Raw genomic sequence first — 25,557 nt, forward strand, 5'->3', positions numbered from 1 at the left:
CTTACCGCTTCGAGGGCATCGCCACGTTCCGGCCGATGCCCTCGGGCCGCGGTACGGCACTGTGGGCCTTGACCACCGCTGCGATGCGCTCGCGGATGTCTGGCGGAAACGCCGCCACCTTTCGTGAGCCCATGTCGATGTGAAGCGACATGTTTTCGGAGGTCGCCGACAACCAGCCCTCGGTGGCGTGCCGCAGCTCCTGGAATGTGTGCAGCCGCTTGTCGTCGGCCTCCAGCAGCCAGACCGAGACCTGCACGGGATCGCCCAAGTGGATTTCGCGCAAATACCGCACGTGGCACTCGGCAGTGAAGGTCGAGCCGCCTCGCTCCTTCATATAGCCCGGCCCGATCCCAAGCGTCAGCCACATCTGGTCGATCGCGCGGTCGAACATCACGTTGTAATAGGCCATGTTGAGGTGGCCGTTGTAGTCGATCCATTGCGGCTCGATCTGCATGATCGAGGCGCGGAACGGCTCGGCATCGGGCGCAGCGGTGACAGTGTCCGGCATGTGTCCTTCCCCAGCTATGCGTCCGGTCGCTTGACTTGACCGGTTAGATGTCCTTTGCCACGGTCTCTTCTCGTCGGGAGGAATTTCCGTGGGTACGACCATCACCAATAATCCGCCGCGGCCGGCGCCGAAAGCCCTCGCGACCGCGCTGGAGCAGCTTGCCGCACGATTCGGCAACCGCCTCATCACGTCGCAGGCCGTCCGCGAGCAGCACGGCCACACCACGACGTGGATTCCCAACCAGCCGCCGGACGGCGTGGTGATGGCGCAGGAGACCGCCGACATCCAGGACGTGGTGCGGATCTGCGCGAAGAACGGCGTCCCCGTCATCGCCTTCGGCACCGGCACTTCGCTCGAAGGCCAGGTCAATGCGCCCGCGGGCGGCATCTCCATCGACCTGCGCGACATGAACAAGGTGCTGGCGGTGCACGCCGAGGACCTCGACTGCGTGATCCAGCCCGGCGTCACCCGCAAGGCGCTGAACGAGCATCTGCGCGACCAGGGCCTGTTCTTCCCGATCGACCCCGGCGCTGACGCTTCGCTCGGCGGCATGGCCTCGACGCGGGCTTCCGGCACCAATGCGGTGCGCTACGGCACCATGCGCGACAGCGTGCTGGCGCTGAAGGTCGTCCGCGGTGACGGCGAGATCATCACCACGGGCACGCGCGCAAAGAAATCGTCGGCCGGTTACGACCTGACGCATCTGTTCGTCGGCGCCGAAGGCACGCTCGGCATCATCTCCGAATTGACCATCCGCCTGCGTGGCATTCCCGAGACGATCGCAGCCGGCGCGGTGTCGTTCGAGACCGTGCATGGCGCGTGTCAGGCCGTGATCCTGGCGATCCAGACCGGCATTCCCGTGGCGCGCATTGAGCTGCTCAATGCCGCGCAGGTGAAGGCTTGCAACGCCTATTCGAAGCTGACGCTGGCGGAGACGCCGCTGTTGCTGATGGAATTCCACGGCAGCGAGATCGAGGTGGCCGAGCAGTCCAAGGCGTTCGGCGAGATCGCCAGGGATTGCGGCGGCGGTGATTTCTCCTGGACCACCAAGCCGGAGGATCGCACAAAACTTTGGCAGGCACGGCACGACGCCTATTGGTCGGTGAAGGCGCTACGGCCCGGCGACAGCATCGGCGTGGTCGCGACCGACGTCTGCGTGCCGATCTCGCGGCTTGCGGAATGCGTCGGCGAGACCGAGGAAGACCTCAAGCGCCTCAATCTGTTGTCGCCGATCGTCGGTCATGTCGGCGACGGCAATTTTCACTGCTCGCTGGTCTGCGACACCAACGATGCCGACGAGATGGCGCGCGGCGAGGAATTCATGCACCGCCTGGTCGAGCGGGCGCAGGCGATGGACGGCACCTGCACCGGCGAGCACGGCATCGGCCAGGGCAAGCAGAAATATCTCAGGGCCGAGCTCGGGCCGGAAGCGCTGGATGCGATGCGGGCGCTGAAGCATGCGCTCGATCCGCAGAACATCTTCAACCCCGGCAAGATCGTGCCGGAGGCGGAGAGCCTGCGCAGCTAACGACCGGGAACTTTCGGCAGTCCTGTCGGTTCCAACTCCCGCCAGTTCCGATGCCTCAATGGCAGGGGTCTGCGCGGGAGGGTACAATGGTGCGACCGGTCATTCGAATTGCCGCGGTGGCATTTGCGTGCATGCTGGCGGGAGCGGTACTGGCGAAAGGCGGCCATGGCGGCGGCCATGGCGGTGGGCACGGGGGCGGGCATGGCGGTGGGCACGGGGGTGGCCATCATGGCGGCGGTCATTTCGGCGGTCACGGTTTCGGGCACGCGCATGGCGGCGGCGGGCATCATGGCGGGACGCGGTTCGCAGCCGGAGCCCGACATGGTTCCTCGAAATTCGGTCAGATCCGCAATACGGGTATCCGTCCCGCGCATTTTCGCAATGCCCTGAACGCGCACTCCAGCGCGTTTCGCAATGGCCGGCTGATCAGCAATCCGGCGGCGCGGGCCCAGATCGCAGCTGCGGCCGCCCTTGCCGGCTGGCACGGCGCAAGCGGCGGTTGGTGGCAACATGCCGGGGGCGGCTATGGCTGGGTCGGGCCGCTGTTCTGGCCGTTCGCCTACAACGACCTCTACGACTACGCGATCTGGGGCGACGGTCTCGGCTTCTGGGGCTACGGCTATCCCGACATCTATGCCGGCATGTTCGGCCCCTATGGCTATGATCGCCTCTCGGCCTATCTGCCGCAACGATCGCAGGGACGACGGCAAGCGCGAGGCGTTGCGCTCGATCAGCTTTGCGGCAGCGACCGTCGCGAAATCGTCGGTCTGCCGATCGACCAGATCGTCGCGGCGGTGCAGCCGACCGAGGCGCAAGGCGCAAGCCTCGACGAACTCGGCAATGTCTCGATCCAGGCAGCAGAGCTCATCCGCGCGGCCTGTCCAACGCAAGTCGCGGCGACGGCGCCCGGTCGGTTGGCGGCGATGCAGCAGCGCATCGAGGCGATGGAGAAGGCCGTCGAGCTGGTGCAACCGGCGCTCGACAAATTCTATGGGGCCCTCACCGACGAGCAGAAGGCCCGTTTCAATGCGTTGGCCGAGGATCAGCGCCGGACAGCGGCTTCCCGCGACGCCAGCGCATCGCTGGTTCAGAATTGCGGTGCGCCTGTTGGGCTCGATTGGCCAGCCGGCGAGATCGGCGCGCGGCTCCATCCCAGTGAGACTCAGCGTGCTGCTCTGCAAGTGCTTCAGGATACCAGCGCCAGGGTCAAAGATTCGCTCAAGGACGCGTGCCAGCCCAGCGACGTGATGACACCACCGGCGCGCATGGCCGCGGTTCACAAGCGGCTCGAAATGATGCTGGACGGCGTGAAATCAGTGCGGGCCGCGCTCGAGGATTTCTATGGCACGTTGAGCGACGAGCAGAAGGCGCAGTTCGAGGCGATCGGGCCGCGTCGGACGTCCTGAGCGCGTCGCAAAAAGCCGTGGCGGAAAACCGCCTCCGATCGCACTGCGGTTCTCTATGCTGGGTGGCGCTGAAGCAGAAACAATGCGGTGGCCGGAAGACCACGGGTGGCGGGGTGATGGAGTGGTTCGCAAGGAAGAAGGCGGGCGACGTCTGGGATGAGACGGTCGAAGGACCGCTCGGCGACATCGACGCCGCCGAGCGCATCCGTGCGATCTGTGACGCGGCTGCGGCCAGCGCGGCAGGCAGCGCGCGCAACGACAAGCGCGACAGCGCGCGCTACGAGCGCGCGGCGAAAGTCGCGATGGAAATCGCGATGAAGATCTCAGATGGACTGATGCGCGACGACGCAGTGCACCGCATCGTCGATCTCTGCATGAAGGCAAACGACCTCAAGACGGCGCAGATCCTGTTTCGCGCGATCCATGCCAGCTGGATCCGCGAAACGGTCCAGCGGGATCATCCGACATTGGCGCAGTGAGCGGTGCTCGCGCGATCGTCGTTGCACCAAGACCCTCATGGTGAGGAGCGCGTCTTCGCGCGTCTCGAACCATGAAGGCCCGGATCTCGCCCGTGGCCATCCTTCGAGACGCCCGCTTTTCGCGGGCTCCTCAGGATGAGGATCGGAGTGCGTAGCAGGACTTATTTCGCCAACTTCCGCACGGCCTCGTCCACACTGTGGAAGACGTTCTCCCGGGGCAGCGCCTCGAACAGCCTGAACCGCTCGAACGCGGCCTGCGCGCGTACCGATTCCAGCCGGGCCAGCGCGACCGTGACACCCTGTTCGCTGCAGGCCCTGAAAACGTCGAGCAGGATCTGCGCGGCGGTGAAGTCGATCTCGACCATGCCGCTCGCCTCCAGCACCAGCAGTTGCGGCGGCGTCGCGCCGAGCACCCTGGACACGTCGCTGCGAAAGCCGGGCGCATTGAGGAACGACAGCGGCGCCTGCAACCCGATCACGGCGACGCCGTCGATGCGCTCGCCGGTGATGTGCGGGTGCGCCGGCCACCAGATCGTGGTGCCCGGCACGCGCTCGAACTCGACCAGCCGCGCGCGCGTCGTGCTCCAGATGCCGTGCAGCAGCGACAGCACGATGCCGAGGAACGCACCCTGCTGGATCGGCAGCACGATGATCAGCGCGGCGGTGGCGGCGATCAGAAGGAATTCGCTCGGGGATTGGTGATAGATCGTGACGATCTGCTTCACGCGGATGATGCGCAGCGCGACGAACAGCAGGATGCCGCCGAGGGCTGCGTCCGGAACGTGCTGCAGCAATCCCGTTCCAAACGCGAGCAGCGCCAGCACGATCGCAGCGGCGGCGAGACCCGCGAGCTGCGATTGTCCGCCGGTCTCGGCGACAATGCCCGTCCGCGGCGGGCTGGCATTGACCGGAAACGCGCCGAACAGGCCCGACAGCACGCTGCCGGCGCCCGCGCCGAGAAAATCGCGATCGACATCGGCCGGCTTGTCGGGATCGGACGGGAACGAGCGCGTCGTCGCCGCAGTCTGCACCATCACCACGACCGTGATGACAAAGGCGAGCGGCACGAGGCGGACCCATTGCTCCGCTGCAAGCTCGGGGAAGGTCGGCCGCGGCAGCGTCCCCGGCACGAGGCCTACGACATTGACGCCCTTGCTCTCGAGGCCGAGTGCGATCGTGGCCAGCGTCGCGGCGACGAGCCCGATCAGCGCGCCCGGAATTTTTGCGCTGACCTTCTCGGAGACGAAGACCACGGCCAGCACACCGAAGCCGATGCACAGCGTGAAGGGATTGGTGCGGCCGAGCTCGCTTGCGAGCACACCGATGCGATCGAGCGTCGGCCCGCCCGGCGAGTCCAGACCCAGCACGCCCGGCAATTGCGAGACGATGATGTGGACGGAGATGCCGGCGAGGAAGCCGACCATGACGGGCACGGACAAGAGATTGGCGATGCCGCCGAGGCGGAAAGCGCCGCCGGCCAGCATCATCGCGCCGACCATCAGTGCCAGCGCGATCGCGAGCCCCTGATACTCAGGCGAGCCGGTGGCGGCCAGCGCCGCCAGTCCGCCGGCGAAGATCGGCGTGATCGTGGAATCGGCGCCGCAGGACAGGAAGCGGTTGCCGCCGAGCATCGCAAAGCCGAGCGAGCCCGCCATAAAGGCGAAGAAGCCGATCTGCGGCGCGAAGCCGCCGAGCCGCGCCGTGGCCATCTGCTCGGGAATCGCGATCGCCGCGAGCGTCAGCCCCGCCATCAGGTCGCCCGGGAGGGAATAGGACGCGAGTGAGCGAAACAGCGGCCAAGCTGGCTTGGCGTGAGCGTCGTGCGGCATCGATGTGGAGTCCCCGGAAAGCCCTGGCGTTAGTCGGTTAGACTACAGCATTTCCGTATCGGGAAGCAGAAGACGCAGTTTATCTCCATCCGTCGTCATTGCGAGCCACCGGGTCCGCGCGAAGCGCGGCCCCGGTGGCTCGCAATGACGGAGGACAGATCTGTCCTCCGTATCTCGCGAGTGGGCTCAGTACCGGCCGCGGTCGTTGTGATAATCGCCGCCGCGTCCGCCGCCCATACCCATGCCGATCCCGACACCGATGCCAATGCCTTGCATGATGGCGCCGGGCGGCGGGCCGCGATCCGGCGGCGGCGCGCGCTCGTAGATCACTTCATCAGGCGGCGGCCGGCGCTGCCTGGGCGGCGTGTCGACCACCTTGCGCTTCGGCGGCGTGTCGTCGACGCGCTTCTTGATCACAGGCGCGATCGTCGGGTTGACCGGCGTTGCCGGTGTCGAAGGCGTCGAGCACGGGCAGGTTGGCGCCATCGCGACGGCGACCGGGGCAGGAGCGGCCGCGACCACGGCAGGCAAGACGTAGTTGCGGTTCTGCACGCGAAGCAGCAGCCTGCGTGCGGTCGCAGCGAGGTCGCTGTTGTCCCAGTTCGCCAGATAAGCCTCGAACGAGGCGCGGGTGTTGATCGCGGTGGCGCGCTCCCACGCCAGCATCTGGCGCCGGCGCTCCACAATCGTGCGCAGCCGCGGCGTACGGGTGTCCTGAGCATACAACTCGATATAGGCCTGATACGCCGGCACGGTGTCGTCGGTGATCACCATCTCATAGGCGACCATGGCCGGCTTGCCCTGCAAATCCTTGCGCCAATCCTCTAGGCTGCGCGTGCCGCTGGCAAGTGCCATGGAGGATGCGCCAGGAAGCGCAGTTTGACTGCCGCTGCTGTCGCCGCCGAAGAACTTGAAGTCGGTCGTCAGCGACGAGCTTTCCCAGGGGATCTGGCGTCCGTCGGTCGATTGCGCCACGGCGACGCGAATGCGCTTGAACACTTCCTCGATCGGCAGATTGGGCTGCTTGGCGACGGTCAGCGCCGCGGTGGTGTAGGGGCTGTCGATGCCGCTGCCGTCCTCGGCTTCGGAGCCGGGCGAAGTCGAATAGGAAATGAAGGAGCCCGGCGCGCCGGCCTTGGTGTCGACGATTGCGAGCCCGTGTCCGGCGCCGCTGAGCGCCGGGAACGGATTGTTGCGGCAGGCATCGAGCATGAAGATGCGGGCTCGTGTCGGCAGCGCGCCGAGCGTGTTGAGCAAATCGTTGAGCCGCACACCCTGCAGCGGGATGTCGGCTTCGCGCTTGGGATCGAGATCGACGGGAACGAGATAGTTCTCGCCGTCGATCTGGAGGCCGTGGCCGGCATAGAACACCAGCGCGACGGTGTCGGCGCCGCTGGCGCTGACCTTGCCGGCGAAATCCGAGATCGCCTCACGCATGTCGTTCTGCGCCAGATTGGATGCCGTCGTGACGGTGAAGCCGGCGTTGCCGAGCAGCTCCGTCATGCCCTTGGCATCGTTGGCTGCGTTGGGCAGTTCCGGGACGGTGCGATAGGCCGATTGACCGATCACGAGCGCGAGCCGCGCTTCGGCCGCCGCCTCCGTGGGCGTCGTCAATTGCGTGAGCGCGAGAAGACCGGATGCAAGAAACAAATTGCGAAGAACTGGACGGCGCATGGTGTCACCTCCATCGGCAATGCGCACGATGATGTCACCTTTTCTAGGTGGCCGCCATGCGTCTGTCTGTGCACTGGATCACGTTGAGCTGCGGCAAAATGGGGCAGAAGGTCTGCCAGAGCTGGTGCAGCATCGTTCTGGCACCATCCATGTGAATTGCGCATTGATCCATGCGCCAATTGGATTGATCCCAACGCTGCGCGAAAGCATCTTCTCGCGCATCGGCCCCCATGCCGATCTGATCGAAAATCCTGCAAAATATGACTGTTTCGGCGCGCGATGATGCCGTCGATCTTCGCGATCCGCCGCTTTGCAGCGGTCGGCCGCAAGTCTTGCCTGCACCGCCGCTTTGGCCATACAGTCCGCGCAACGGGCTGCGGCAACGACCGTGGCGCGAAAAATAATAATTGGGGAGAGACCGCACCATGTCCATCGTGCCCGTGAACCGTCGCGCGTTCATCAAGTCGTCGACGGGACTTGCCGCCGGCCTCGTGTTCTCCCCCGCACTCATCGGCCGCGCCGAAGCCGCGACGCTGAAGCTGAAATGCTCCTCCTCGCTGCCGAACGATCCCAAATTCGCCAACGGCCGTGTCTATTACGACAATCTCGTGAAGAACCTGAAGGCGAACGGCCTCGGTGAGCAGATCGACGTCGCGTTCTTTCCCGACAACCAATTGGGTCAGGAAATCGACGTTATCAACTCGGTGAAGCTCGGCGTCATCGACCTCATGGTGTCGGGCTCTTCGATCTCGGCCAATCTGGTGCCGCTGGTCGGCACCTACGACCTCGGTTTTCTGTTCTCGAGCTTTCCGCAGCAGACCAAGGCGTTCGACGCCGGCGCGGCCAAGCCGATCGAGGACGCGCTGCTCAAGGGCAGCAACATCCGCATCATCGCCTGGGCCTATAATTTCGGCTCGCGCAGCGTACTTGCGAGGAAGCCGGTGAAGACGCCGGAAGATCTCGCCGGTCTCAAGATCCGCACCCTGCCAAATCCCGTCATCACGGAATGCCTGCGCCTGATGGGGGCCGCCGCGACGCCGCTGGCGTTCGGCGAAATCTACACGGCATTGCAGGCCGGCGTGCTGGACGGGCTGGAGCACGATCCGCCGACCATCCTGGCCAGCAAGTTCTTCGAAACGGCGAAATTCTATTCACTGACGCAGCACAATTTCTCGCCGCTCGCGATCTATTTCAGCGACACGACCTACAATCGCATGGATCCGAAGCTGCGCGACGGTTTCCTCGATGCCGCGAAGAAGGCCGCGGCGGACACGCGGACCCATGGGCTCGCGGTCGAGAAGGAGGCGCTGTCGGCCTTGACCGAAAAGGGCGTGACGGTGGCCGAATGCGACCGCGAGGCGTTCAAGAAGCGCGTCGCGCCGCAAATCGAGAACTTCATCAAGGCGCGGCCGGAATCCAAGGCCGTCATCGACATCATTCGCGCCACGCAGGCCTGACGTGGCAATGACAGCTGCCGTACCTCTCTCGGGCGGCCGCCACGGGAGCATCGCCCTGCTGCTTCGCCTCAGCGACGCGATCGCGGCCATTTTGCTGGCTGCGGATCTCGTCGTCGTCTGCGGTTCCGTGCTGCTGCGCTTCTGCTTCAACGCGCCGGTGGAGTGGTCCGACGACGTCGCGCGCGGCCTGATGGTCGGCTCGGCCTTCTTCGGCGCGGCGAGTGCGCTCGCGCGCGGCGAGAATGTCGGCGTCTCCTTCTTCCGCGACCTGGCTCCGGTACGGCTGCGCGCGCTGGTCGACGCCGCGAGTGCGCTGCTCGTGGTGCTGATTTCGGGCTACGTCGCCTACAATTCCATCAAGCTCGGCTCGCTGACGGCGGGCCAGACCACCGGGTCGGGCCTGCCGCTGGAGCTGACCTTCTACCCGATGGGCGCCGGCGCGCTGTTCATGACGGTGTTTGCGATCGACCAGCTCTGCGCCAGGCCGCTCCCCGACATCGTCAGAGGCCTCGTCGCGGTTGCCATCGTGACCGGCCTCTATCTCGCCTGGGATTATCTGTCGCCCGCCACGGTGCCCTCGGCGGGCACGCTGATGCTGATCGGTTTCTTCGCGACGTTGGTCGGCGGGTTGCCGATCGGCTTTGCGCTAGCGCTGGCCGCGCTGATCTTCATCTGGGTCGAGGGCGCACTGCCCGGCGTCATCTTCGCGCAGCAGATGGCGCGCGGCATCGATAATTTCGTGCTGCTCGCGATTCCGTTCTTCATTCTCGTCGGCTACCTCATGGAAGCCAACGGCATGTCGGTGCGGCTGATCGAGCTGTTGCAGCGTGGGGTCGGGCGCATGCGCGGCGGCCTCAACGTCGTGATGGTGGCCTCGATGGTGCTGTTCTCCGGCATCTCCGGCTCGAAGATGGCCGATGTCGCCGCGGTTGGCTCCGTGCTGATTCCGGCCGCGCGCCGCTCCAAGCAGAATCCGGGCGGTGCCGTGGCGCTGCTCGCGGCCTCCGCGGTGATGGCGGAGACCATTCCGCCCTGCATCAATTTGATCATCCTGGGTTTCGTCGCGAATTTGTCGATCGGCGGCCTGTTCGTCGCAGGGCTGTTGCCGGCCGCGCTGATGGCGCTGGCCTTGATCGCCGTCTCCATCATCTTCGGCAAGACGCCGACTGAGACTCCGGCTGAGACTGCGGCTGATGCCGAGGACATCGCGCCGCAGATGCCGGTGTCGGGCCTGTGGAGCGGCGCGATCGCCTCGTTCGGCCTGATCTTCATGATCTTCTTCGGCTTCAAGAGCGGCTTTGCCACCGCGACCGAGATATCCGCCTTCGCGGTGGCCTATGCGCTCGTCGTCGGCAGCGTGGTGTTCCGCGAGCTCAGCTTCACATCGGCTGCGCACAGCTTCGTCCAGGGCGCAACGCGCGCGGGGCTCGTGCTGTTCATCGTCGCGGCGGCGCAATCGCTGGCGTTCACGCTGACCTTGCAGCAGGTGCCGCATGCGGTCGGCGATTTCATGCTGGGACTGTCCAAGACCTCGGGCACCTGGCTGTTCATCCTGCTCGCGATCGCCGTGCTGATCGTGATGGGCTCGGTGCTGGAGGGCGCGGCCGCGCTGATCATCTTCGGGCCGCTGCTGCTGCCGGTGGCCGTGCAGCTCGGTATCGATCCCCTGCATTTCGGCGTCGTGCTCGTGATCGCGATGGGCATCGGCCTGTTCGCGCCGCCGCTCGGGCTCGGGCTCTACGGCGCTTGCCTGATCGGCAACGTGCCGATCGAGCAGACGGTGAAGCCGATCATGGGCTATCTTGGCCTGTTGTTCCTTTGCCTGCTCGTGATCGCGTTCGTGCCATGGCTCAGCACGGCATTGCCGCGCGCGTTCGGCTACTGAAGGAGTCTTGCCGTGAAAGTCCTGCTGGCCCACACGCCGGAGATGCGCCGCAATTACTACGGCAATCGCAGCCTGAACGGTTTGCGCGCGGCCGCCGAGGTGGTGCTGCACGAGAGCGATGAGACGCTGGTCTCAGCCAGCCTCGTGCGCGCTGCCAAAGATGTCGACATCATCGTGGCCGACCGCATGACCGAGGGCCGCGGCGAGATCTTTGCGCAACTGCCGCGCCTGCGCGCCTTCGTCCGCTGCGCCGTCGACATTCGCAATGTCGATATCGAGGCCGCCTCGAACGCCGGCGTGCTCGTGACCCGCGCCGGGCCCGGCTTCGTGCAAGCCGTTGCCGAGCTCGCGGTTGGCTTCATGGTCGATCTCTCCCGCGGCGTGTCCCGAGCGACGGCCGATTATCACGCCGGTCGCAGGCCGGAAGCCCGGATGGGCCGTCAGCTGGCCGGCAGCAAGATCGGCATCATCGGCTATGGCAGCATCGGGCGTTACCTCGCCGACATCGCCAAGGTGATGCGCATGGAGGTGCTGGTCGCAGATCCGTTTGCCACCGTGAGCGACAGCGCCATCCGGCAGGTCGGCCTCGACGAGCTCCTCGCCGCGTCCGACTATGTCGTCTGCCTTGCCATCGCCAACGAACAGACCGAAAACCTGATCGGCGAGGCGGCGCTGGCGCGCATGCAGAAGCATGCGGTCTTCGTCAATCTCTCCCGCGGCAATCTCGTCGACGAAGCGGCGCTGGCGAAGGCGCTGCTTGAATATCGTATCGCGGGTGCCGCGATGGATGTCGGCCGCGCGCCTGACCAGATGCCAAATCCGGAGCTTGCGAAGTATCCCAACGTCATCGCCACGCCGCATGTCGGCGGCCTGACGCCGCAGGCGATCGAATATCAGTCGCTGGAAACCGTGCGCCAGGTCGAGGCGATCGTCAAAGGCGAGGCCCCACAAGGCGCCGTCAACGCCGAGCGCTGGACGCGGCGGCCGTGATCCGCTCTACAGCCGGTCCACGGCTTTGAACGTCCCGTCCTTCTGGATCACCGTTAAAAACACCTTTGGTGGCGCGTCGATCATGCGCATGCCGACGGTGACGGTGCTGCCGCTGATGTCGAAGCGGCCGACATCGTTGATCGCGCGCAGCAGGCTCGCGCGGGTCGGTTGCGGTCCGGCCTGTTCCAGCGCCGCGGCCGCGAGACGGCCGGCGATGTAGCCTTCGAGCGACACGAAATTCGGCGTCAGCGTCGGGTCGAACGCGGTTTGCGCGGCCTGATAGTCGGCGACGAGCTTGAGCGAGCGGTCCCAGGGAAACGGCACGACCTGCGTGACGACGACGCCTTCGCCCTCGGGGCCGAGCTCCCGGGCGAGCGCAACGGCGCCGACGAAAGAGATGTTGACGAAGGTCGGATTGGCGCCGCTGCGGTGCGCGAGCTTGATGAACTCGGCGCAGGGACCGTAGGTCCCGACCATGACGATCGCCTCGGGTTCGACGCGCTTGATCGTGCGCCAGGCCGAAGCGACGGCGCGGGTGTTGCGCTCGAAGGTGCCTTCGGCGGCGAGCTCGAGGCCGCGCCTGGCAAGCGCGGCCTTCACGCCGGAAAGACCGTCGCGCCCGAAGGAATCGTCCTGGTAGAAAATGGCGATGCGGGTGAAATGGCGATCCTCCGTGAGGTGCTTGACCCATGCCTCGGCCTCGGCGCCATAGCTCGCACGGATGTTGACCACGTTGGCGAGCTCGAGGTCGCGTAAGAACTCGGCACCGCTGAACGGACCGATGAAGGGCACGTTCCTGGCGCTGGTGATCGGTATCGTCGCCACCGCGGTCGGTGTGCCCACCGCACCGATCAGCGCAAACACCTTGTCGTCCTCGATCAGCTGCAGCGTCTGCGCTACCGAGCGGTCGGGGTCGTAGCCGTCGTCGCGGCTGATGAGCTGGAGCTTGCGGCCGTGGACGCCGCCCTTGGCGTTGATTTCGGTGAAGGCTGCGACGATGCCCTGCCGCATCCGCTGTCCGAGTGCGGAGGAGGGACCCTCGAGTGCTGCGGCCTGGCCGAACAGGATCGCATCCTCGCTGACGCCGATCTCGTCGGCTTTCGCCGGCAGCATGATTGCTGCCAGGAGGACGACGGTCATGACGATGGACGTCGCAGATCGAGATCGATACATCAGGAAAAGTCTTGCCGGTGCGGTGAGTAGCTTCGGGAAAGCTATCGCCGCAGGATGAATCGGCGATGTATCGATGGCTCCGTACTACTCCGGGGAAAACCGGCAACTTGCTTCGTCAAAGTCCGCATCGTCCTGCATTTCATTAACTAAGGCGGGTCATGCGGAACAGCCGGCGCCTGAAATTGTGCAGTTCTTAACCGCGGTCCTGTTCCGATAGTGGCTCCGGCGGCTCAACCAGAGGTTCGGTTGACCGGGAGAGGGGACGGCGGTTTCTGAATGGACGGTCGGGATCAGAACGATCAGGATCGGAGGCGAATGACCGGATGGTGGCGTGCCGCGCCGCTGCTCGGGCTCTATCGCCCTGCGCTCGTTGCGGTCGGTGTAGGTCTTCTGTTTTCGGTCGTGGCCGCGGCCGCGGTGGCGCGATGGGAAGGCCGCGTCAACAAGATCGAGTTCGAGAACGCGGCCGAGACTGAAGTGATCGTCATGCAGAACGGCATGGGCGAGTACATCTCCAGGCTCGTCGCGCTACGCACCCTGTTCGAATCGACCAACCAGGAGATCACCCGCAGCGAATTCGAGACCTTCAGCACCCGCCTGTTCGAGCGCCATCCCGGCATGCTGCGCATCTCCTGGGTGCCGCGCGTGAACCGCAAGGAGCGCGCCGAATACGAGGCCGCGGCGATCATGGACGGTGTCTCCGGCTATCGCATCAAGTCGCTCCAGGGCGATGGGTTCGCGACCGCGCCGCAGAGCGACGAATATTTTCCGGTGCTCTACTCGACCCAGCCGAAGACGTCTCCGGTCTACGGCATGGACTACGCGACCGTTCCGGAGCGCCGCGCGCTCCTCGAGCGCGCGCGCGACACCGACCGGGTCTCGGCCATTCGCACCCGCCTCTTCGAGCCGAGGGCGGGCGGCCGGTTGCCCGACGTTCTCGTCGCCATTCCCGTCTACGCCAAGGGAACGTCGCGCGACACGGTCGTGGACCGACGCCGCAATCTCGCCGGCTTCGTCGTCGGCGTCTTCGACCTGCCGCTGCTGATCCAGTCCATTCGCGTGACCACCGGCGCAAGCCCCGCGGTCAGCGTCAACGTCTATCCGCCGTTTGCGTGGCAGATCGTCGGCCTGGAGGAGATGCTGCCGGATTATTCGTCGGCCGCCACGGCGCCGCAGTCGATGCGGGACGTCGCGCGGGCCCTGCACTGGTCGGGCAATCTCAAGATCGGCGACACCGACTGGCAGGTGCGGGCGGTGCCGACTGCCGGCGGTCCGTTGGAGACGACTTACGATCGCGCGGGCGCGGTGCTGATCGTCGGCATGCTGCTGACGCTGTCGCTTTCGACCTATCTCATGCTCGCAAGCCGCAATTCGCAGCGGTTGTCGCTGGCGAACCGGCGGGTGCTCGAACTCGCCCAGACCGACATCCTGACCGGATTGCCGAACCGCGCTTTCTTCCTGGCCCGGCTCGACGAGCTCAATGGTCGTTTGAAGGACGGCGGTCGGACCTTCTCGATCCTGATGCTCGACCTCGACCGCTTCAAGAACGTCAACGACTCGCTCGGTCACGGTGCCGGCGATGCGCTGCTGCGTCAGGTCGCACAACGGCTGAAATCCGCGCTGCGCGCCAGCGACGTGCTGGCCCGGCTTGGTGGCGACGAATTCGCCATCATCCAGGAAGCTTGCGAGGATCAGCGCGTCTGCTCGACCGAACTGGCGGGGCGGATCGCCAAGCTTGTGGCCGAGCCGTTCCTTCTTCCCGGACACCGCGTCGAGATCGGCACCAGCATCGGCATTGCGATCGCGCCCGATCACGGCAGCGATCAGGAGCAGCTGCTGAAGAAGGCCGACCTGGCGCTCTACCGCTCGAAATCGTCGGGCCGCAACTGCTTCACCATCTACGACAAGGCGATGTCGGCCGAGCTCGAGGCGCGCAGCACGCTGGAAGGCGATCTGCGCGACGCCATTGCGCGGTGTCAGCTCGAGGTGCACTACCAGCCGTTCGTCGACGCCCTCAGCGGCGCGCGGCGCGGCTTCGAGGCGTTGGTGCGCTGGAGGCATCCGACGCGCGGCTTGATTGCGCCGGACCAGTTCATCCCGCTTGCGGAGGAGACCGGGCTGATCGTGCCGCTCGGCGAGTTCGTGCTGCGACGCGCCTGCGCTGACGCGGCCGGCTGGCCGTCCGACCTTGCGGTTGCAGTCAACCTGTCGCCGATCCAGTTCAAGGAGGCCGAGCTGTTCGAGATGATCAGCGCGGCGCTCGCCGATTCCGGGTTGCCGCCCCGGCGGCTGGAGATTGAGATCACGGAATCCGTTCTGCTGGAACGCGGCGTCGAGAACCACGCCTTCATGGAGCGGCTGAAGAGCATCGGCATCGCGCTCGCACTCGACGATTTCGGCACCGGCTATTCGTCGCTGAGCTACCTGACCGCGTTCCCGTTCGACAAGATCAAGATCGACAAGTCGTTCATCCGCAACCTCACGCATCAGCCGCGCAGCTCCGCCATCATCTCCTCGATCGTGACGCTGGCGCGCGGGCTGGACATGTCGGTCACCGCCGAAGGCGTCGAGACCCGCGAGGAGTACGAGCGGCTGAAGGCGCTCGGCGTCAATTTCGCGCAAGGCTATCTGTTCGGCCGCCCGCACCCGATCGAACGGATCATGTTCGACGTGCCCGTCAAACCATCCCAACTCGACGCCGCCTGAGCGCCCGCCTCGTCCTTCGAGACGACCGCTTCGCGGTCTCCTCAGGATGAGGCTAGGTGGCATCGGGGCCTGTTGAATTGTCGCCAAACACTCTGTCCTCATCCTGAGGAGCCCGCGAAGCGGGCGTCTCGAAGGATGGCCGCAGGCGAGGTGCTTGCCAGTACTTCTTCCAGCGCGATCACCTTACTCAACGGGCATGCGCGAAAAGCGCTTGACCCGGGCAGTCCCGGATGGTCGGAAGGACCGTCCAGGGATGAAACACACAATGCGGCTTCCGTTCTTCTACGGCTGGGTCGTGGTCGCGGTGACTTTCGTCACCATGGCCATCGGCGTCAACGCGCGCACCGCCTTCTCGCTGTTCTTTCCTCCCATCATCTCCGAGTTCGGCTGGGAGCGCGGCGTCACCGCGGGCGCCTTTTCCTTCGGCTTCGTGGTGTCGGGCATGGTCAGCCCGCTGATCGGCCGGCTGATGGACCGCGCCGGCCCGCGCGCGGTGATGGAGCTCGGCGTGGTTCTGATGGGTGGCGGGCTGCTGCTCGCGCCGCTCACCAGCCAGCCATGGCATCTCTACGTCACCATCGGCGTCATGGTTGGCGCCGGCTCGGTGTGTCTCGGCTATTCCGGCCAGTCGCTGTTCCTGCCGAACTGGTTCATCCGCACACGCGGCCTCGCCATCGGCATTGCCTTCGCCGGGGTCGGCATCGGCTCGGTGACGCTGCTGCCCTGGGTGCAGCACTTGATCGAACAGACCGGCTGGCGCACGGCCTGCACGGCGATGGGCCTGATGATTCTGATCGTGCTGGCGCCGATCAATCTGTTCCTGCACAGGCGCCCCGAGGATATCGGCCTGCGGCCTGACGGCGATGCCGCGCCGGCCGCAGGCGCCGCAAAACCCGTCTCCAACATCGTCGATCCCGTCTGGGCCCGGACCGAATGGACACTCCGGAAAGCGGTCGCCACGGCGCGGTTCTGGTGGATCGCGCTCGGCTATTTCTGCGGCCTGTACATCTGGTACGCGGTGCAGGTGCACCAGACCAAATTCCTGCTCGACATCGGCTTCAGCCCGGGTGTCGCGGTGTGGGCGCTCGGCATCGTCAGCCTGCTCGGCATTCCCGGCCAGATCCTGCTCGGCCATGTCTCCGACCGGATCGGGCGGGAATGGGTATGGGCAATCAGCTGCGCGGGTTTTGCGATCTCTTTCGCAGCGCTGATGGCTCTGAAATTCCAACCGTCATTGTGGCTGGTCTATCTCATGGTGTTCACGCAAGGCGCGCTCGGCTACGGCCTGACCTCGATCATGGGCGCAGTGGTGTTCGAGATTTTTCAGGGCAAGCACCAAGGCAGCATCTTCGGCACCATCATGCTGGCAGCATTGGCCGGCGGCGCCGCCGGTCCCTGGGTCACCGGCTTGCTTTACGATCGGGTCGGCGACTACACGCTCGCCTTTGGCGTTGCCATCATTGTGAGCGGATTGTCGGCGCTCTCGATCTGGCAAGCCGCGCCGCGCAAGGTGCGCGCCGTCGCCGGCAAGCTTCAGGCTGGGACCGGCGCCGAATAGGTTCCGTACGCACCGGATTACCTTCGCGTCTTTTGCGGAATGTTAAGCATGTCGCGTTGCGACGGGACTGCAAAAACGTCTTGGACACCATCGCGGCGCTAGCCTCGGTTGCCATATCTTCCCGATGCCTCCGGGTCCAACGATGTCTGCCTCCGATTGTCCCATGACAGAAACTCCGGAAGTGCTGTTGGCCGCGCTCGAACGCGCCGAAGAGGGCATCGTCATCGTCGACAGCGCGTATCGCATCACGCATTTCAATGCCGGTGCAGAGCGGATCTGGAAACTCGCACGGGCTGAGGTGCTCGGCCGCGACGCCGGACTTCTCAGCCTCAAATGCCTCCAGGCCGAACCGTGTGCGGAATTCCGTGACGAGATCAGCCTGGTGCGACACGACGGCAGCCGCATCCGGGCGGCCATCTCGCTTTCATCCATTGCAAGTGGCGGCGTGACCCATCGCATCGTGTTCGCGCGTGACGTTACCGCGGATGCCGAGCGCCGCGTCAGGATCGGGCTTCTCCACGCCGTCTCCGACCAGACCAACCGCGCGGTGCTCATCACCGACACCGACCAGAACATCGTCTACGTCAATTCCGCCTTCACGACGCTGTTCGGCTACACCAGCGAGGAAGCCGAAGGCCGCCGTGCCCGGGGCCTGATCGCCGGCCGCCACACCGATCGCAAGGCCGTTGCGAAGCTCGTCAAGCGCCTGATGGATGGCGGCCACCGCGGCGAGGTCGAGATGCTCGCCTATGACAAGGATGGCGAGGAGATCTGGGTCTGTGCCCGCATCGATGCCTTCCGCGACAGGAAGGGCCAGGTCAAGCACATCTTCGCGCTGCTCGAGGACATCACGGAGACCAAGCAGCTGCACTCGCTCCAGCAGCTCATCATGGGCGCGCTCGCTGATGAGGTTCCGATCGGCGAGATTGCAGACCGGCTGTGCCGCCGTGTCGAGCAGATCGCGCCCGACGTCGTCTGTTCGCTGCTTCACGTCGATGCCGCGGGCCTGATCCATCCGCTCGGCGGCCCAAGCCTGCCCGAGGACTATTCCCGCGCACTGGAGGGCATTGCCATTGGTCCCAATGTCGGCTCGTGCGGAACCGCGGCCTTCTACGGCGAGCCGGTGCTGGCGACCGATCTGGAGACCGACCCGCGCTGGCAGCCCTACAAGGCGATGCCGCTCGCGATTGGCCTGCGCGCATGCTGGTCGACGCCGGTCAAGGCCAAGGACGGACGGGTCATCGCCACCTTCGCTTTCTACTACCGGGAGCCGCGCGCGCCGAGCAATTGGCACCGCCGCATCGTCGATGCCTGCGTCAATCTCGGCGCCTTCGCGATCGAGCGCAAGGAAGCGCGCGCCGAGATCGCGCGGCTCGCCTATCACGACATCCTCACTGGTCTGCCGAACCGCGCACAATTGCGACGCCTGATCACCACCGCCATCGATGCCTGCCCGACCGGCAGCCACGTCGCGCTGGCCTTCCTCGACGTCGATCATTTCAAGGACGTCAACGACACGCTCGGTCATGCCGCCGGCGACGAGCTCCTGATCCAGCTGGCGCAGCGCCTGCGCGAGCAGATCGGACCCGAGGACATGCTGGGGCGGCTCGGCGGCGACGAGTTCGTCATCCTGCTGCCGCGGCGCAACGCCGAGGGTGCCGAGCGCGTCGCGGCCGGAATTACCGAAGCGCTAGCGGCGCCGCTGCGGCTCGGCTCCAGGCAGCTGCAGATGTCGGCGAGCATCGGCGTCAGCCTCTATCCCGATCATGCGACCGACATCGACACCCTGATGCAACAGGCGGACGCGGCCATGTACATGGCCAAGCAGGCGGGACGTTCGACCCATCGCCTGTTCAGCGCCGAGATGAACGGGCTCACCGAGCAGCGGCTGGCCTTGATTGCGGCGCTGCGCCGCGCCATCGCCGAGGGGGCGCTGACCCTCAGGTATCAGCCGCAGATCCGCAGCTGCGACGGCGCGATCCATGGCGTCGAGGCGCTGGCGCGCTGGCACGATGCCGAGCTCGGCGACGTCTCGCCGGCAAAATTCATCCCGCTCGCCGAAGAGTGCGGCCTGATCGAGCAGATCGGCCTGTGGTCGGTGCGCGAGGCCTGCCGGCAGATGGCGAGTTGGCGCCGCGCCGGGCTCGGCATTCCATCCGTGTCGGTGAACCTGTCGCCGATCAATTTCCGCAGCGTCACGCTGGCCGCGCGGCTCAAGGACATCCTCGCCGAATACGATCTGCCGGCGGATGCGCTGATGCTCGAGATCACCGAGGGCGCGTTCATGCAGGACAGCGTCGCCGCGCTCGAGACGATGAATGCGATCCGGGAGCTCGGCGTCGGGCTTTCCGTGGACGATTTCGGCACCGGCTATTCCAGCCTCAGCCGGCTCGCCCATCTGCCGATCCGCGAGCTCAAGATCGACCGCAGCTTCATGCGCGACATCGAGCGTGACGCCGGCGCGCTCGCGATCGCCACCGCCGTGGTGCGCGTCGGGCAGGGCCTCGGCATGACCGTCGTCGGCGAAGGGGTCGAGACCGAGGCGCAGCGCAAGGTGCTGGCCGAACTTGGCTGCGACGTCGTGCAGGGTTTTCTTTACGCACCCGCGCTCGCGCCTGTTGCCTTCGAGCGCTGGCTGATCGAGCACTGCGCCGAGCAGGCGCAGGCGATGTTGGCTCGTCTCGACATTGCACCGGCCGGCGCGACTGCGGTGAAGCGGTCGGCGTAGGGCGTCTACTCTCGGAGCCGCCACGGCAGCAACGACGGGCTAGCCATCGAAATCAACGAAACGCGTTACTTCGATCGTGCCTGGTTTGGCTTTGGTCGGCATTGACGCGGCAATGCATAGTGAACGGTCAGCAAGCTTTCGTTCCTGTCGTCGAAAATCAAATGATCGGTCAAGGCCATTTCCGCGCGCATAGCATTGCAGCAGAAGATCATCCATCGATTGAACGTGGGCAGCGGGCTCATGGACCGGTAAAGCTCGCCACACTCGATGGTCACGTTCTTAAGGCCTTGCGCATTCGCCAATTCGAGCCGGGATCGAATCTCTTGCCGGAAACGGTCCGTTGAAACCATGCGACATCCGATTGCCGAAAACCCTTCTGAGAGGGGGATCAGCCGGCCAGTATTGAAATCGAGCGATGAGCCCTGTCAACTCAGACGTCAGGCCGTGTGACCATAGAGCAATGCCAACACAAAGATACAGCTAATAAAGCCGATCTGATTGATGCTCTCGTCTCGCTATTGGGCGACAGCGTTCCTATATGCTCGATATCGCCGCCCGCCCTTGGCAGTTATCGGTGACTGAGAGCATTGCGCTCCCGCCTCAACCACGAAGGCGGTCGGATGTCCGATATCCCAAAATACAAATCTCCTGGACTGATTGGTATCTCCGGTGCCGCTGCGGGTCGCTGCGTCGGCCTTCATGCAGCGGAATCCATTTTCAATTGATCTGCAGCAGCGATCTCGCACGCAGGTCGTCAGGAGGCTACGTGGCAAACACAGCAACGATCCGAAATTCGAACGGGCTTCCGGCCACATTCACGGGATCGAAGACCGGGCAGGACGACGCTCCGTTTGTCTTCGTGAAGGTCGGCGATGAAGAGCGCCGCATGCGAAGGGCCGAATGGGATGCGCTTCCGCCCTGGACCGGCCCGCGCCCGGCACGAACAGTCAACGATTGATCGCACAGCCTTTGGGGGCCCGCTTGACGATCGAACATGCTATCGTGCGAACCAAGCCGAAGCCCTGGGGCAGTCTCGATCTGCGGCCCTGGAGCCTGGCGTCGACGAGCGACGGCCCGATCGGGGAATTGTGGTTCGAGCGTCCGGGCCTTGCTGGGCCGGAGACGGCGTTGCTGCTCAAAATGCTCTTCACCTCCGAGCCGCTATCGATTCAAGTTCACCCGGATGATGCGTTCGCGCGCTCGATCGGGCTTGCCAACGGCAAGACCGAAGCCTGGTACATCGTCTCCGCGATCCCCGGTGCTAGGGTCGCGGTGGGACTGAACCATCCGCGCTCCGCCGCAGAGTTGCGAGCGGCAATCGCTGACGGCTCGATCGCCGATATCGTGGATTGGCAGCCGGTTCATCCAGGCGACGCCATTTTCATTCCTGCCGGAACCGTACATGCGATCGGCGCCGGCATCGTGCTCGTCGAAATCCAGCAGCAAAGCGACGCCACGTTCCGGCTGTTCGACTATGGACGACAGCGCCAACTGCACATCGACAATGCCGTCGCGGTGGCGACAGCAGGCCCGCGCCAGATCCAATTGCCGTCCGAACGTCTGAGCGGCGCGCGAACGGTCCTCACGGTCAATTCATATTTTGCGCTGGAGCAAATTGACCTTGCTCCGGGCTCCGTTTGGATGCTCGACGCACCGAAAGAGACCTGGCTGCTGGCGATAGAAGGCCAGGCCCAACTCGGCTCGACGAGGCTGGCGCCGGGGGAGGCGATCTTCCTGGAAGCCGACCATGCGGAAATCGAGGTCGGTGCGAACGGGTTGAAAGCGCTACTGGCCTATCCCGGCCCGAAGATAAACCTCGCTGCGTTGATAGAGCGCAGCGCCGCGAGCGCCAGTCGCGCACCGCACGCCTTTCCCAGCACCCTGGTCGCGTCTCCCTTCGAGACCGCCGCGCTCAAACAATCGGAGACGCCAAATTGGCTGCCGTAAATCGTATCGCATTCATCGGCAATTCGCTTCCCCGCCGCTGCGGCATTGCGACCTTCACCACCGACTTGCAGAGCGCCATTGCGGCGTCCCGGAGTGATCTGGAGACCGTCATCGTCGCGATGACCGATCACGGCCAGGTCTACGATTATCCTCCCACCGTGGGCCTGGAGATCAACGACGACAGGCAAGATGATTATGTCCGTGCGGCCACTTATCTGAACAGCGGCGGCTTCGAGGCCGTTTCGCTGCAACACGAGTTCGGCATTTTCGGCGGCGAGGCCGGAGGCCAGATCATGGCGCTCCTGTCGCGCCTGACCATACCGATCGTGACAACCTTGCATACGATCTTGTCCGAGCCGACGGAGGCTCAGCGTGACGTCATCGCGCGCATCGTCGAATGCTCGTCCAAGGTCGTCGTGATGGCGGAGAAGGGTCGGGAGTTGTTGCGTTCCGTCTACCACGTGGCTGACGAGAAGATCGAAATCATCCCACACGGTATCCCGGAATTTGCGTTCGTCGAACCCGACGCGGCCAAGGCTGCGCTCGGATTCAGCAACAAGTCGGTCATCCTGACCTTCGGATTGCTGTCGCCGAACAAGGGTATCGAAGTCATGATCGATGCGATGCCTTCGATTCTGAAGACCCGACCCGACGCCGTTTACGTCGTCCTCGGTGCGACGCATCCCAACCTCGTGCGCGATCGTGGCGAAGCCTATCGTGAGTCCCTGATGGCGCACGCGCGCCAGGCTGGCGTCGAGGATCACGTCGTGTTCCTCGATCAGTTCGTCGACAAGAAAACGCTGCTCGATTTCATCTCGATGTCCGACGTCTACGTGACGCCGTACCTCAGTGAGGCCCAGATGACCTCGGGCACGCTGGCCTATAGTTTCGGCCTCGGTAAAGCCGTGGTGTCCACCCCGTATTGGCATGCCCGTGAACTATTGGCCGATGGCCGCGGCATCCTGGTTCCGTTTGGCGATGCGGCAGCGCTCGGCATTGAAATCGCCAAGTTGCTGACCAACGATGTGCTTCGGCAGGCGATGCGCAAGCGCGCCTATTCGAGCAGCCGCGCGATGACGTGGGAAAGAACCGCCGAACGCTATATGTCGGTCTTCGAGAACGCCGGCCGACGGCATCGGCTCAAGACCATTGCGCGCACGGATACTGGTACGCTGCTGCGCGACAGCCGCGCCCCGCCGGAAATGCAGCTCGGTCATTTCCTGTCGATGTGTGACGACACGGGACTGTTTCAGCATGCCGTTCATAGCGTGCCGGATCGTGCCCACGGCTATTGCGTCGACGACAACGCCCGGGCGCTGCTCGTGGCCTGTGCACTCAACAATCCGGGCGAAGAGCGGCTGCCGGAAGCCCTGACGGCGCGATTTGCCGCCTTCGTCCAGCACGCCTGGAATCCGGATACACGACGATTTCGCAATTTCATGGGCTTCAACCGCTGCTGGTTGGAGGACCAGGGGTCGGAGGATAGTCACGGACGCACGCTCTGGGCCTTGGGCGTGTGCGCGTTGACCGATGCCAGCACGTCGCGGCGCTCATGGGCCGCGGCGCTGTTTTCTGAAGCGATGGCAACAGCGGAAGAGTTTCGTTCGCCCCGTGCGTGGGCGTTCGTATTGCTGGGCCTTGATGCATACTGCTCGGCTGTCCCGAACGATGTCCAGGCGACCCGTTTGCGTGCCGTGCTTGCCGATCGGTTGATCTTGATCTTCGACACCGTGGCAACAGGCGATTGGGTCTGGTTCGAGGATGGGTTGGCCTACGATAACGCGCGCTTGCCCCAGGCGCTGATCATGACGGGCCTGGCGAGTAAGACATCGCGCTATGTCAATATCGGGCTGGAGTCGCTGCGCTGGCTTGTGAAGAGGCAAACTTCGGCGAAGGGCCAATTCCGCCCGATCGGCACGGCGGGATTTGGTGAGCGACGCCAACCCTCGCAAGCCTTCGACCAGCAGCCGCTGGAGGCCGCGGCGACCATCGCGGCATGCCTTGCCGCATGGCGGGCCGATCACGATGTCGAGTGGAAAGCCGAAGCCGCGCGGGTCTTTGCGTGGTTTCTGGGCAGCAACGATCTATCGGCCTCGCTGGTCGATTTGGAAACCGGAAGCTGCCGGGATGGCTTGCACCCCGATCGTCCCAATGAGAATCGCGGAGGGGAATCCGTGGTGTCGTATTTGCTTGGGCTTTCCGAGATTCGGCAAATTGCCCGCCTGAGCGAAAGCCGGGCCAAGCCTGCTCCTCTCGTCGCCTGACGGAGCCGGTTACAATTTCCTCCTTCAACCCATCGAGGCCGTTTTGTCGCAATCTCCCTTCCTCAAACGCCAAGCCCTTCAGCTGCGGCCTGATCCGACCCGTGTCATCGTTCGGCCTTTCAAGCCGGCAACCGAGCCGCGCGACCTCAATCCGACAGACAAGACCCGCGCCAACCATATCGTCGAACGGGTCCTCGCGCTCGATCCCGAGACGGCTGACCGGCAATTGGCCGACGTTCTGGAGAATTTCCTCGGCCGTCACCGCAACCTGTTGCAGATTTTCGAGGCACGCGCCGCGGAAATTGAAGAGGCGCTGGCCGACCATGCTGTATTCACGCAGGTGCAGCGCCAACTCGCGGGCGCCTATTTTCTTAACGAATATTCGTTCGAGGCCTCGGCATTGTTCAATCCGAGTATCGTGCCACATCCCGATCAATCCGGAACGCCGGAAGGCAGCCTCCGCTTCATCCTGAGTCTTCGTGCCGTCGGCGAGGGTCATGTGTCTTCGCTGACATTTCGCTCGGGACTTATTGCGGAAGACGGGACTGTGACGATCGACGCGACGGCGCGTCTTGCATCCAGCCCCGATCTCGTCAAGCTGACATCGGGCGCCGGCGGCGACGAGATTGATGTTACATTCGCGGCTGGGCAGGATCTTAGCGAGCGGGTGATTTTTCCAGTCACCGAAGCGCAGTCGAACGGGATCGAGGATGCGCGCTTTGTGCATTTCAGCAACGCGGGCAAGACGATCTACTACGCGACCTACACCGCCTGTAGTGGACGGGCGATCCGGTCGGAGCTGATCGAGACGTCCGATTTTGTATCGTTCCGGCTATCGCCGCTGAAGGGCAATGCCGCGCGCAACAAGGGCATGGCGTTATTCCCGCGCAAGGTCGGGGGCAGATATGCGATGATCGCGCGCCAGGATAACGAGAACCTCTATCTGATCTTTTCCGACGATCTCCATACGTGGGATGGCGGGCAGCCGATCCTGAAGCCGCGATACCCCTGGGAGTTCGTGCAGATCGGCAATTGCGGATCTCCGATCGAGCTCGATGAGGGATGGCTGCTGCTGACGCACGGTGTCGGCCCTGTGCGGAAATATTCGATCGGGGCCGCGCTGCTGGACAAGAACGACCCTTCGAAGGTGCTCGGCCGCCTGCGCGAGCCGCTATTGCGCCCGGACCCTTCCGAACGCGAAGGATATGTTCCGAACGTCGTCTACACCTGCGGCGCGATGCGCCACCGCGACAAGATCATCTTCCCCTACGCGGTCTCCGACAGCTTCTGCAATTTCGCGACCATCGAGATTGCATCCTTGATTGCGGCCATGGACAGTAGTGCATAGGAACTGCGCTGACCGTTCTCGATGTCCATCCGATGGATTGGAAAAGCGTGAAGCGGTCGGCGCAGAACATTGCTTCG

At 64.6% G+C, this 25,557-nt stretch carries 18 protein-coding genes; 13 read left to right on the forward strand and 5 right to left on the reverse strand.

Translation table 11 applies throughout. From position 1 onward, the window contains the following. Position 1 precedes the first annotated feature (1 nt). Complete coding sequence (locus BRA1253DRAFT_RS31000) at positions 2 to 508, reverse strand: thioesterase family protein (RefSeq protein WP_007600915.1); 507 nt, start codon at positions 506 to 508, stop codon at positions 2 to 4. An 88-nt stretch (positions 509 to 596) separates the two neighbouring features. On the opposite strand from BRA1253DRAFT_RS31000, the gene BRA1253DRAFT_RS31005 reads away from it, so the two are divergent. The 3 genes from BRA1253DRAFT_RS31005 to BRA1253DRAFT_RS31015 all read left to right on the forward strand — a co-directional run bounded on the left by BRA1253DRAFT_RS31005 (position 597) and on the right by BRA1253DRAFT_RS31015 (position 3,921). Beyond that, on the forward strand, positions 597 to 2,036 hold the full coding sequence (locus BRA1253DRAFT_RS31005; protein WP_007600916.1) for an FAD-binding oxidoreductase: 1,440 nt from the start codon (positions 597 to 599) through the stop codon (positions 2,034 to 2,036). 86 nt (positions 2,037 to 2,122) lie between these two features. Continuing rightward, a complete protein-coding gene (locus BRA1253DRAFT_RS31010; protein ID WP_007600917.1) occupies positions 2,123 to 3,442 on the forward strand; it encodes a Spy/CpxP family protein refolding chaperone in 1,320 nt (439 codons plus the stop codon). Positions 3,443 to 3,558: 116 nt separating this feature from the next. Continuing rightward, on the forward strand, positions 3,559 to 3,921 hold the full coding sequence (locus BRA1253DRAFT_RS31015) for a hypothetical protein (RefSeq protein WP_007600918.1): 363 nt from the start codon (positions 3,559 to 3,561) through the stop codon (positions 3,919 to 3,921). A gap of 161 nt (positions 3,922 to 4,082) precedes the next feature. Here BRA1253DRAFT_RS31015 and BRA1253DRAFT_RS31020 read toward each other — a convergent pair whose 3' ends face one another. After that, positions 4,083 to 5,750 (reverse strand): SulP family inorganic anion transporter, encoded by a 1,668-nt coding sequence (locus BRA1253DRAFT_RS31020; protein ID WP_007600919.1) that lies wholly within the window; start codon positions 5,748 to 5,750, stop codon positions 4,083 to 4,085. Between the two features lie 186 nt (positions 5,751 to 5,936). After that, complete coding sequence (locus BRA1253DRAFT_RS31025) at positions 5,937 to 7,424, reverse strand: caspase family protein (RefSeq protein WP_007600921.1); 1,488 nt, start codon at positions 7,422 to 7,424, stop codon at positions 5,937 to 5,939. On the opposite strand from BRA1253DRAFT_RS31025, the gene BRA1253DRAFT_RS43905 reads away from it, so the two are divergent. The 4 genes from BRA1253DRAFT_RS43905 to BRA1253DRAFT_RS31040 all read left to right on the forward strand — a co-directional run bounded on the left by BRA1253DRAFT_RS43905 (position 7,423) and on the right by BRA1253DRAFT_RS31040 (position 11,756). Continuing rightward, the gene (locus BRA1253DRAFT_RS43905; protein WP_157158653.1) at positions 7,423 to 7,707 is read left to right on the forward strand and encodes a hypothetical protein; all 285 of its coding nucleotides are present in this window, start codon (positions 7,423 to 7,425) and stop codon (positions 7,705 to 7,707) included. The genes BRA1253DRAFT_RS31025 and BRA1253DRAFT_RS43905 overlap by 2 nt on opposite strands. A gap of 142 nt (positions 7,708 to 7,849) precedes the next feature. Then, the gene (locus BRA1253DRAFT_RS31030; protein WP_007600923.1) at positions 7,850 to 8,881 is read left to right on the forward strand and encodes a TRAP transporter substrate-binding protein; all 1,032 of its coding nucleotides are present in this window, start codon (positions 7,850 to 7,852) and stop codon (positions 8,879 to 8,881) included. Positions 8,882 to 8,888: 7 nt separating this feature from the next. Then, positions 8,889 to 10,766 (forward strand): TRAP transporter large permease subunit, encoded by a 1,878-nt coding sequence (locus BRA1253DRAFT_RS31035; RefSeq protein ID WP_007600924.1) that lies wholly within the window; start codon positions 8,889 to 8,891, stop codon positions 10,764 to 10,766. 12 nt (positions 10,767 to 10,778) lie between these two features. Next, positions 10,779 to 11,756 (forward strand): hydroxyacid dehydrogenase, encoded by a 978-nt coding sequence (locus BRA1253DRAFT_RS31040; RefSeq protein ID WP_007600926.1) that lies wholly within the window; start codon positions 10,779 to 10,781, stop codon positions 11,754 to 11,756. 6 nt (positions 11,757 to 11,762) lie between these two features. Here BRA1253DRAFT_RS31040 and BRA1253DRAFT_RS31045 read toward each other — a convergent pair whose 3' ends face one another. Continuing rightward, positions 11,763 to 12,929 (reverse strand): ABC transporter substrate-binding protein, encoded by a 1,167-nt coding sequence (locus BRA1253DRAFT_RS31045; protein ID WP_035994256.1) that lies wholly within the window; start codon positions 12,927 to 12,929, stop codon positions 11,763 to 11,765. A gap of 315 nt (positions 12,930 to 13,244) precedes the next feature. Between BRA1253DRAFT_RS31045 and BRA1253DRAFT_RS31050 the strand changes: the two genes are divergently transcribed. The 3 genes from BRA1253DRAFT_RS31050 (at position 13,245) to BRA1253DRAFT_RS31060 (ending at position 19,921) form a co-directional block, all read left to right on the forward strand. After that, a complete protein-coding gene (locus BRA1253DRAFT_RS31050; protein WP_007600929.1) occupies positions 13,245 to 15,635 on the forward strand; it encodes an EAL domain-containing protein in 2,391 nt (796 codons plus the stop codon). A 265-nt stretch (positions 15,636 to 15,900) separates the two neighbouring features. Continuing rightward, on the forward strand, positions 15,901 to 17,193 hold the full coding sequence (locus BRA1253DRAFT_RS31055; RefSeq protein WP_088941181.1) for an MFS transporter: 1,293 nt from the start codon (positions 15,901 to 15,903) through the stop codon (positions 17,191 to 17,193). A 142-nt stretch (positions 17,194 to 17,335) separates the two neighbouring features. Beyond that, positions 17,336 to 19,921, forward strand: a complete 2,586-nt coding sequence (locus BRA1253DRAFT_RS31060) for an EAL domain-containing protein (RefSeq protein ID WP_007600932.1) — start codon at positions 17,336 to 17,338, stop codon at positions 19,919 to 19,921. Between the two features lie 65 nt (positions 19,922 to 19,986). Here BRA1253DRAFT_RS31060 and BRA1253DRAFT_RS31065 read toward each other — a convergent pair whose 3' ends face one another. Then, positions 19,987 to 20,271, reverse strand: coding sequence for a hypothetical protein (locus BRA1253DRAFT_RS31065; RefSeq protein WP_157158654.1), 285 nt, complete (start codon positions 20,269 to 20,271; stop codon positions 19,987 to 19,989). Positions 20,272 to 20,902: 631 nt separating this feature from the next. Between BRA1253DRAFT_RS31065 and BRA1253DRAFT_RS31075 the strand changes: the two genes are divergently transcribed. From BRA1253DRAFT_RS31075 to BRA1253DRAFT_RS31085, 3 genes are read left to right on the forward strand one after another with little or no spacing between them, the layout of a single operon-like run. Then, a complete protein-coding gene (locus BRA1253DRAFT_RS31075; RefSeq protein WP_035994260.1) occupies positions 20,903 to 21,868 on the forward strand; it encodes a class I mannose-6-phosphate isomerase in 966 nt (321 codons plus the stop codon). Beyond that, a complete protein-coding gene (locus BRA1253DRAFT_RS31080; protein WP_007600935.1) occupies positions 21,856 to 24,132 on the forward strand; it encodes a glycosyltransferase family 4 protein in 2,277 nt (758 codons plus the stop codon). Before BRA1253DRAFT_RS31075 ends, BRA1253DRAFT_RS31080 begins: the two co-directional genes overlap by 13 nt. 43 nt (positions 24,133 to 24,175) lie before the next feature. Next, positions 24,176 to 25,480, forward strand: coding sequence for a glycoside hydrolase family 130 protein (locus tag BRA1253DRAFT_RS31085; protein WP_007600936.1), 1,305 nt, complete (start codon positions 24,176 to 24,178; stop codon positions 25,478 to 25,480). The last annotated feature ends 77 nt before the right edge of the window (positions 25,481 to 25,557 follow it).

Source organism: Bradyrhizobium sp. WSM1253 (assembly GCF_000244935.1).
In the GTDB taxonomy this organism is placed as follows: Bacteria; Pseudomonadota; Alphaproteobacteria; order Rhizobiales; family Xanthobacteraceae; genus Bradyrhizobium; species Bradyrhizobium canariense.

Coding starts and splice junctions, on each gene's coding strand:
- BRA1253DRAFT_RS31000 (WP_007600915.1), bottom strand. CDS start 508: ATGCCGGACACTGTCACCGCTGCGCCCGATGCCGAGCCGTTCCGCGCC.
- BRA1253DRAFT_RS31010 (WP_007600917.1), top strand. CDS start 2,123: ATGGTGCGACCGGTCATTCGAATTGCCGCGGTGGCATTTGCGTGCATG.
- BRA1253DRAFT_RS31015 (WP_007600918.1), top strand. CDS start 3,559: ATGGAGTGGTTCGCAAGGAAGAAGGCGGGCGACGTCTGGGATGAGACG.
- BRA1253DRAFT_RS31020 (WP_007600919.1), bottom strand. CDS start 5,750: ATGCCGCACGACGCTCACGCCAAGCCAGCTTGGCCGCTGTTTCGCTCA.
- BRA1253DRAFT_RS43905 (WP_157158653.1), top strand. CDS start 7,423: ATGGTGTCACCTCCATCGGCAATGCGCACGATGATGTCACCTTTTCTA.
- BRA1253DRAFT_RS31025 (WP_007600921.1), bottom strand. CDS start 7,424: ATGCGCCGTCCAGTTCTTCGCAATTTGTTTCTTGCATCCGGTCTTCTC.
- BRA1253DRAFT_RS31030 (WP_007600923.1), top strand. CDS start 7,850: ATGTCCATCGTGCCCGTGAACCGTCGCGCGTTCATCAAGTCGTCGACG.
- BRA1253DRAFT_RS31035 (WP_007600924.1), top strand. CDS start 8,889: ATGACAGCTGCCGTACCTCTCTCGGGCGGCCGCCACGGGAGCATCGCC.
- BRA1253DRAFT_RS31045 (WP_035994256.1), bottom strand. CDS start 12,929: ATGTATCGATCTCGATCTGCGACGTCCATCGTCATGACCGTCGTCCTC.
- BRA1253DRAFT_RS31050 (WP_007600929.1), top strand. CDS start 13,245: ATGACCGGATGGTGGCGTGCCGCGCCGCTGCTCGGGCTCTATCGCCCT.
- BRA1253DRAFT_RS31055 (WP_088941181.1), top strand. CDS start 15,901: ATGCGGCTTCCGTTCTTCTACGGCTGGGTCGTGGTCGCGGTGACTTTC.
- BRA1253DRAFT_RS31060 (WP_007600932.1), top strand. CDS start 17,336: ATGTCTGCCTCCGATTGTCCCATGACAGAAACTCCGGAAGTGCTGTTG.
- BRA1253DRAFT_RS31065 (WP_157158654.1), bottom strand. CDS start 20,271: ATGGTTTCAACGGACCGTTTCCGGCAAGAGATTCGATCCCGGCTCGAA.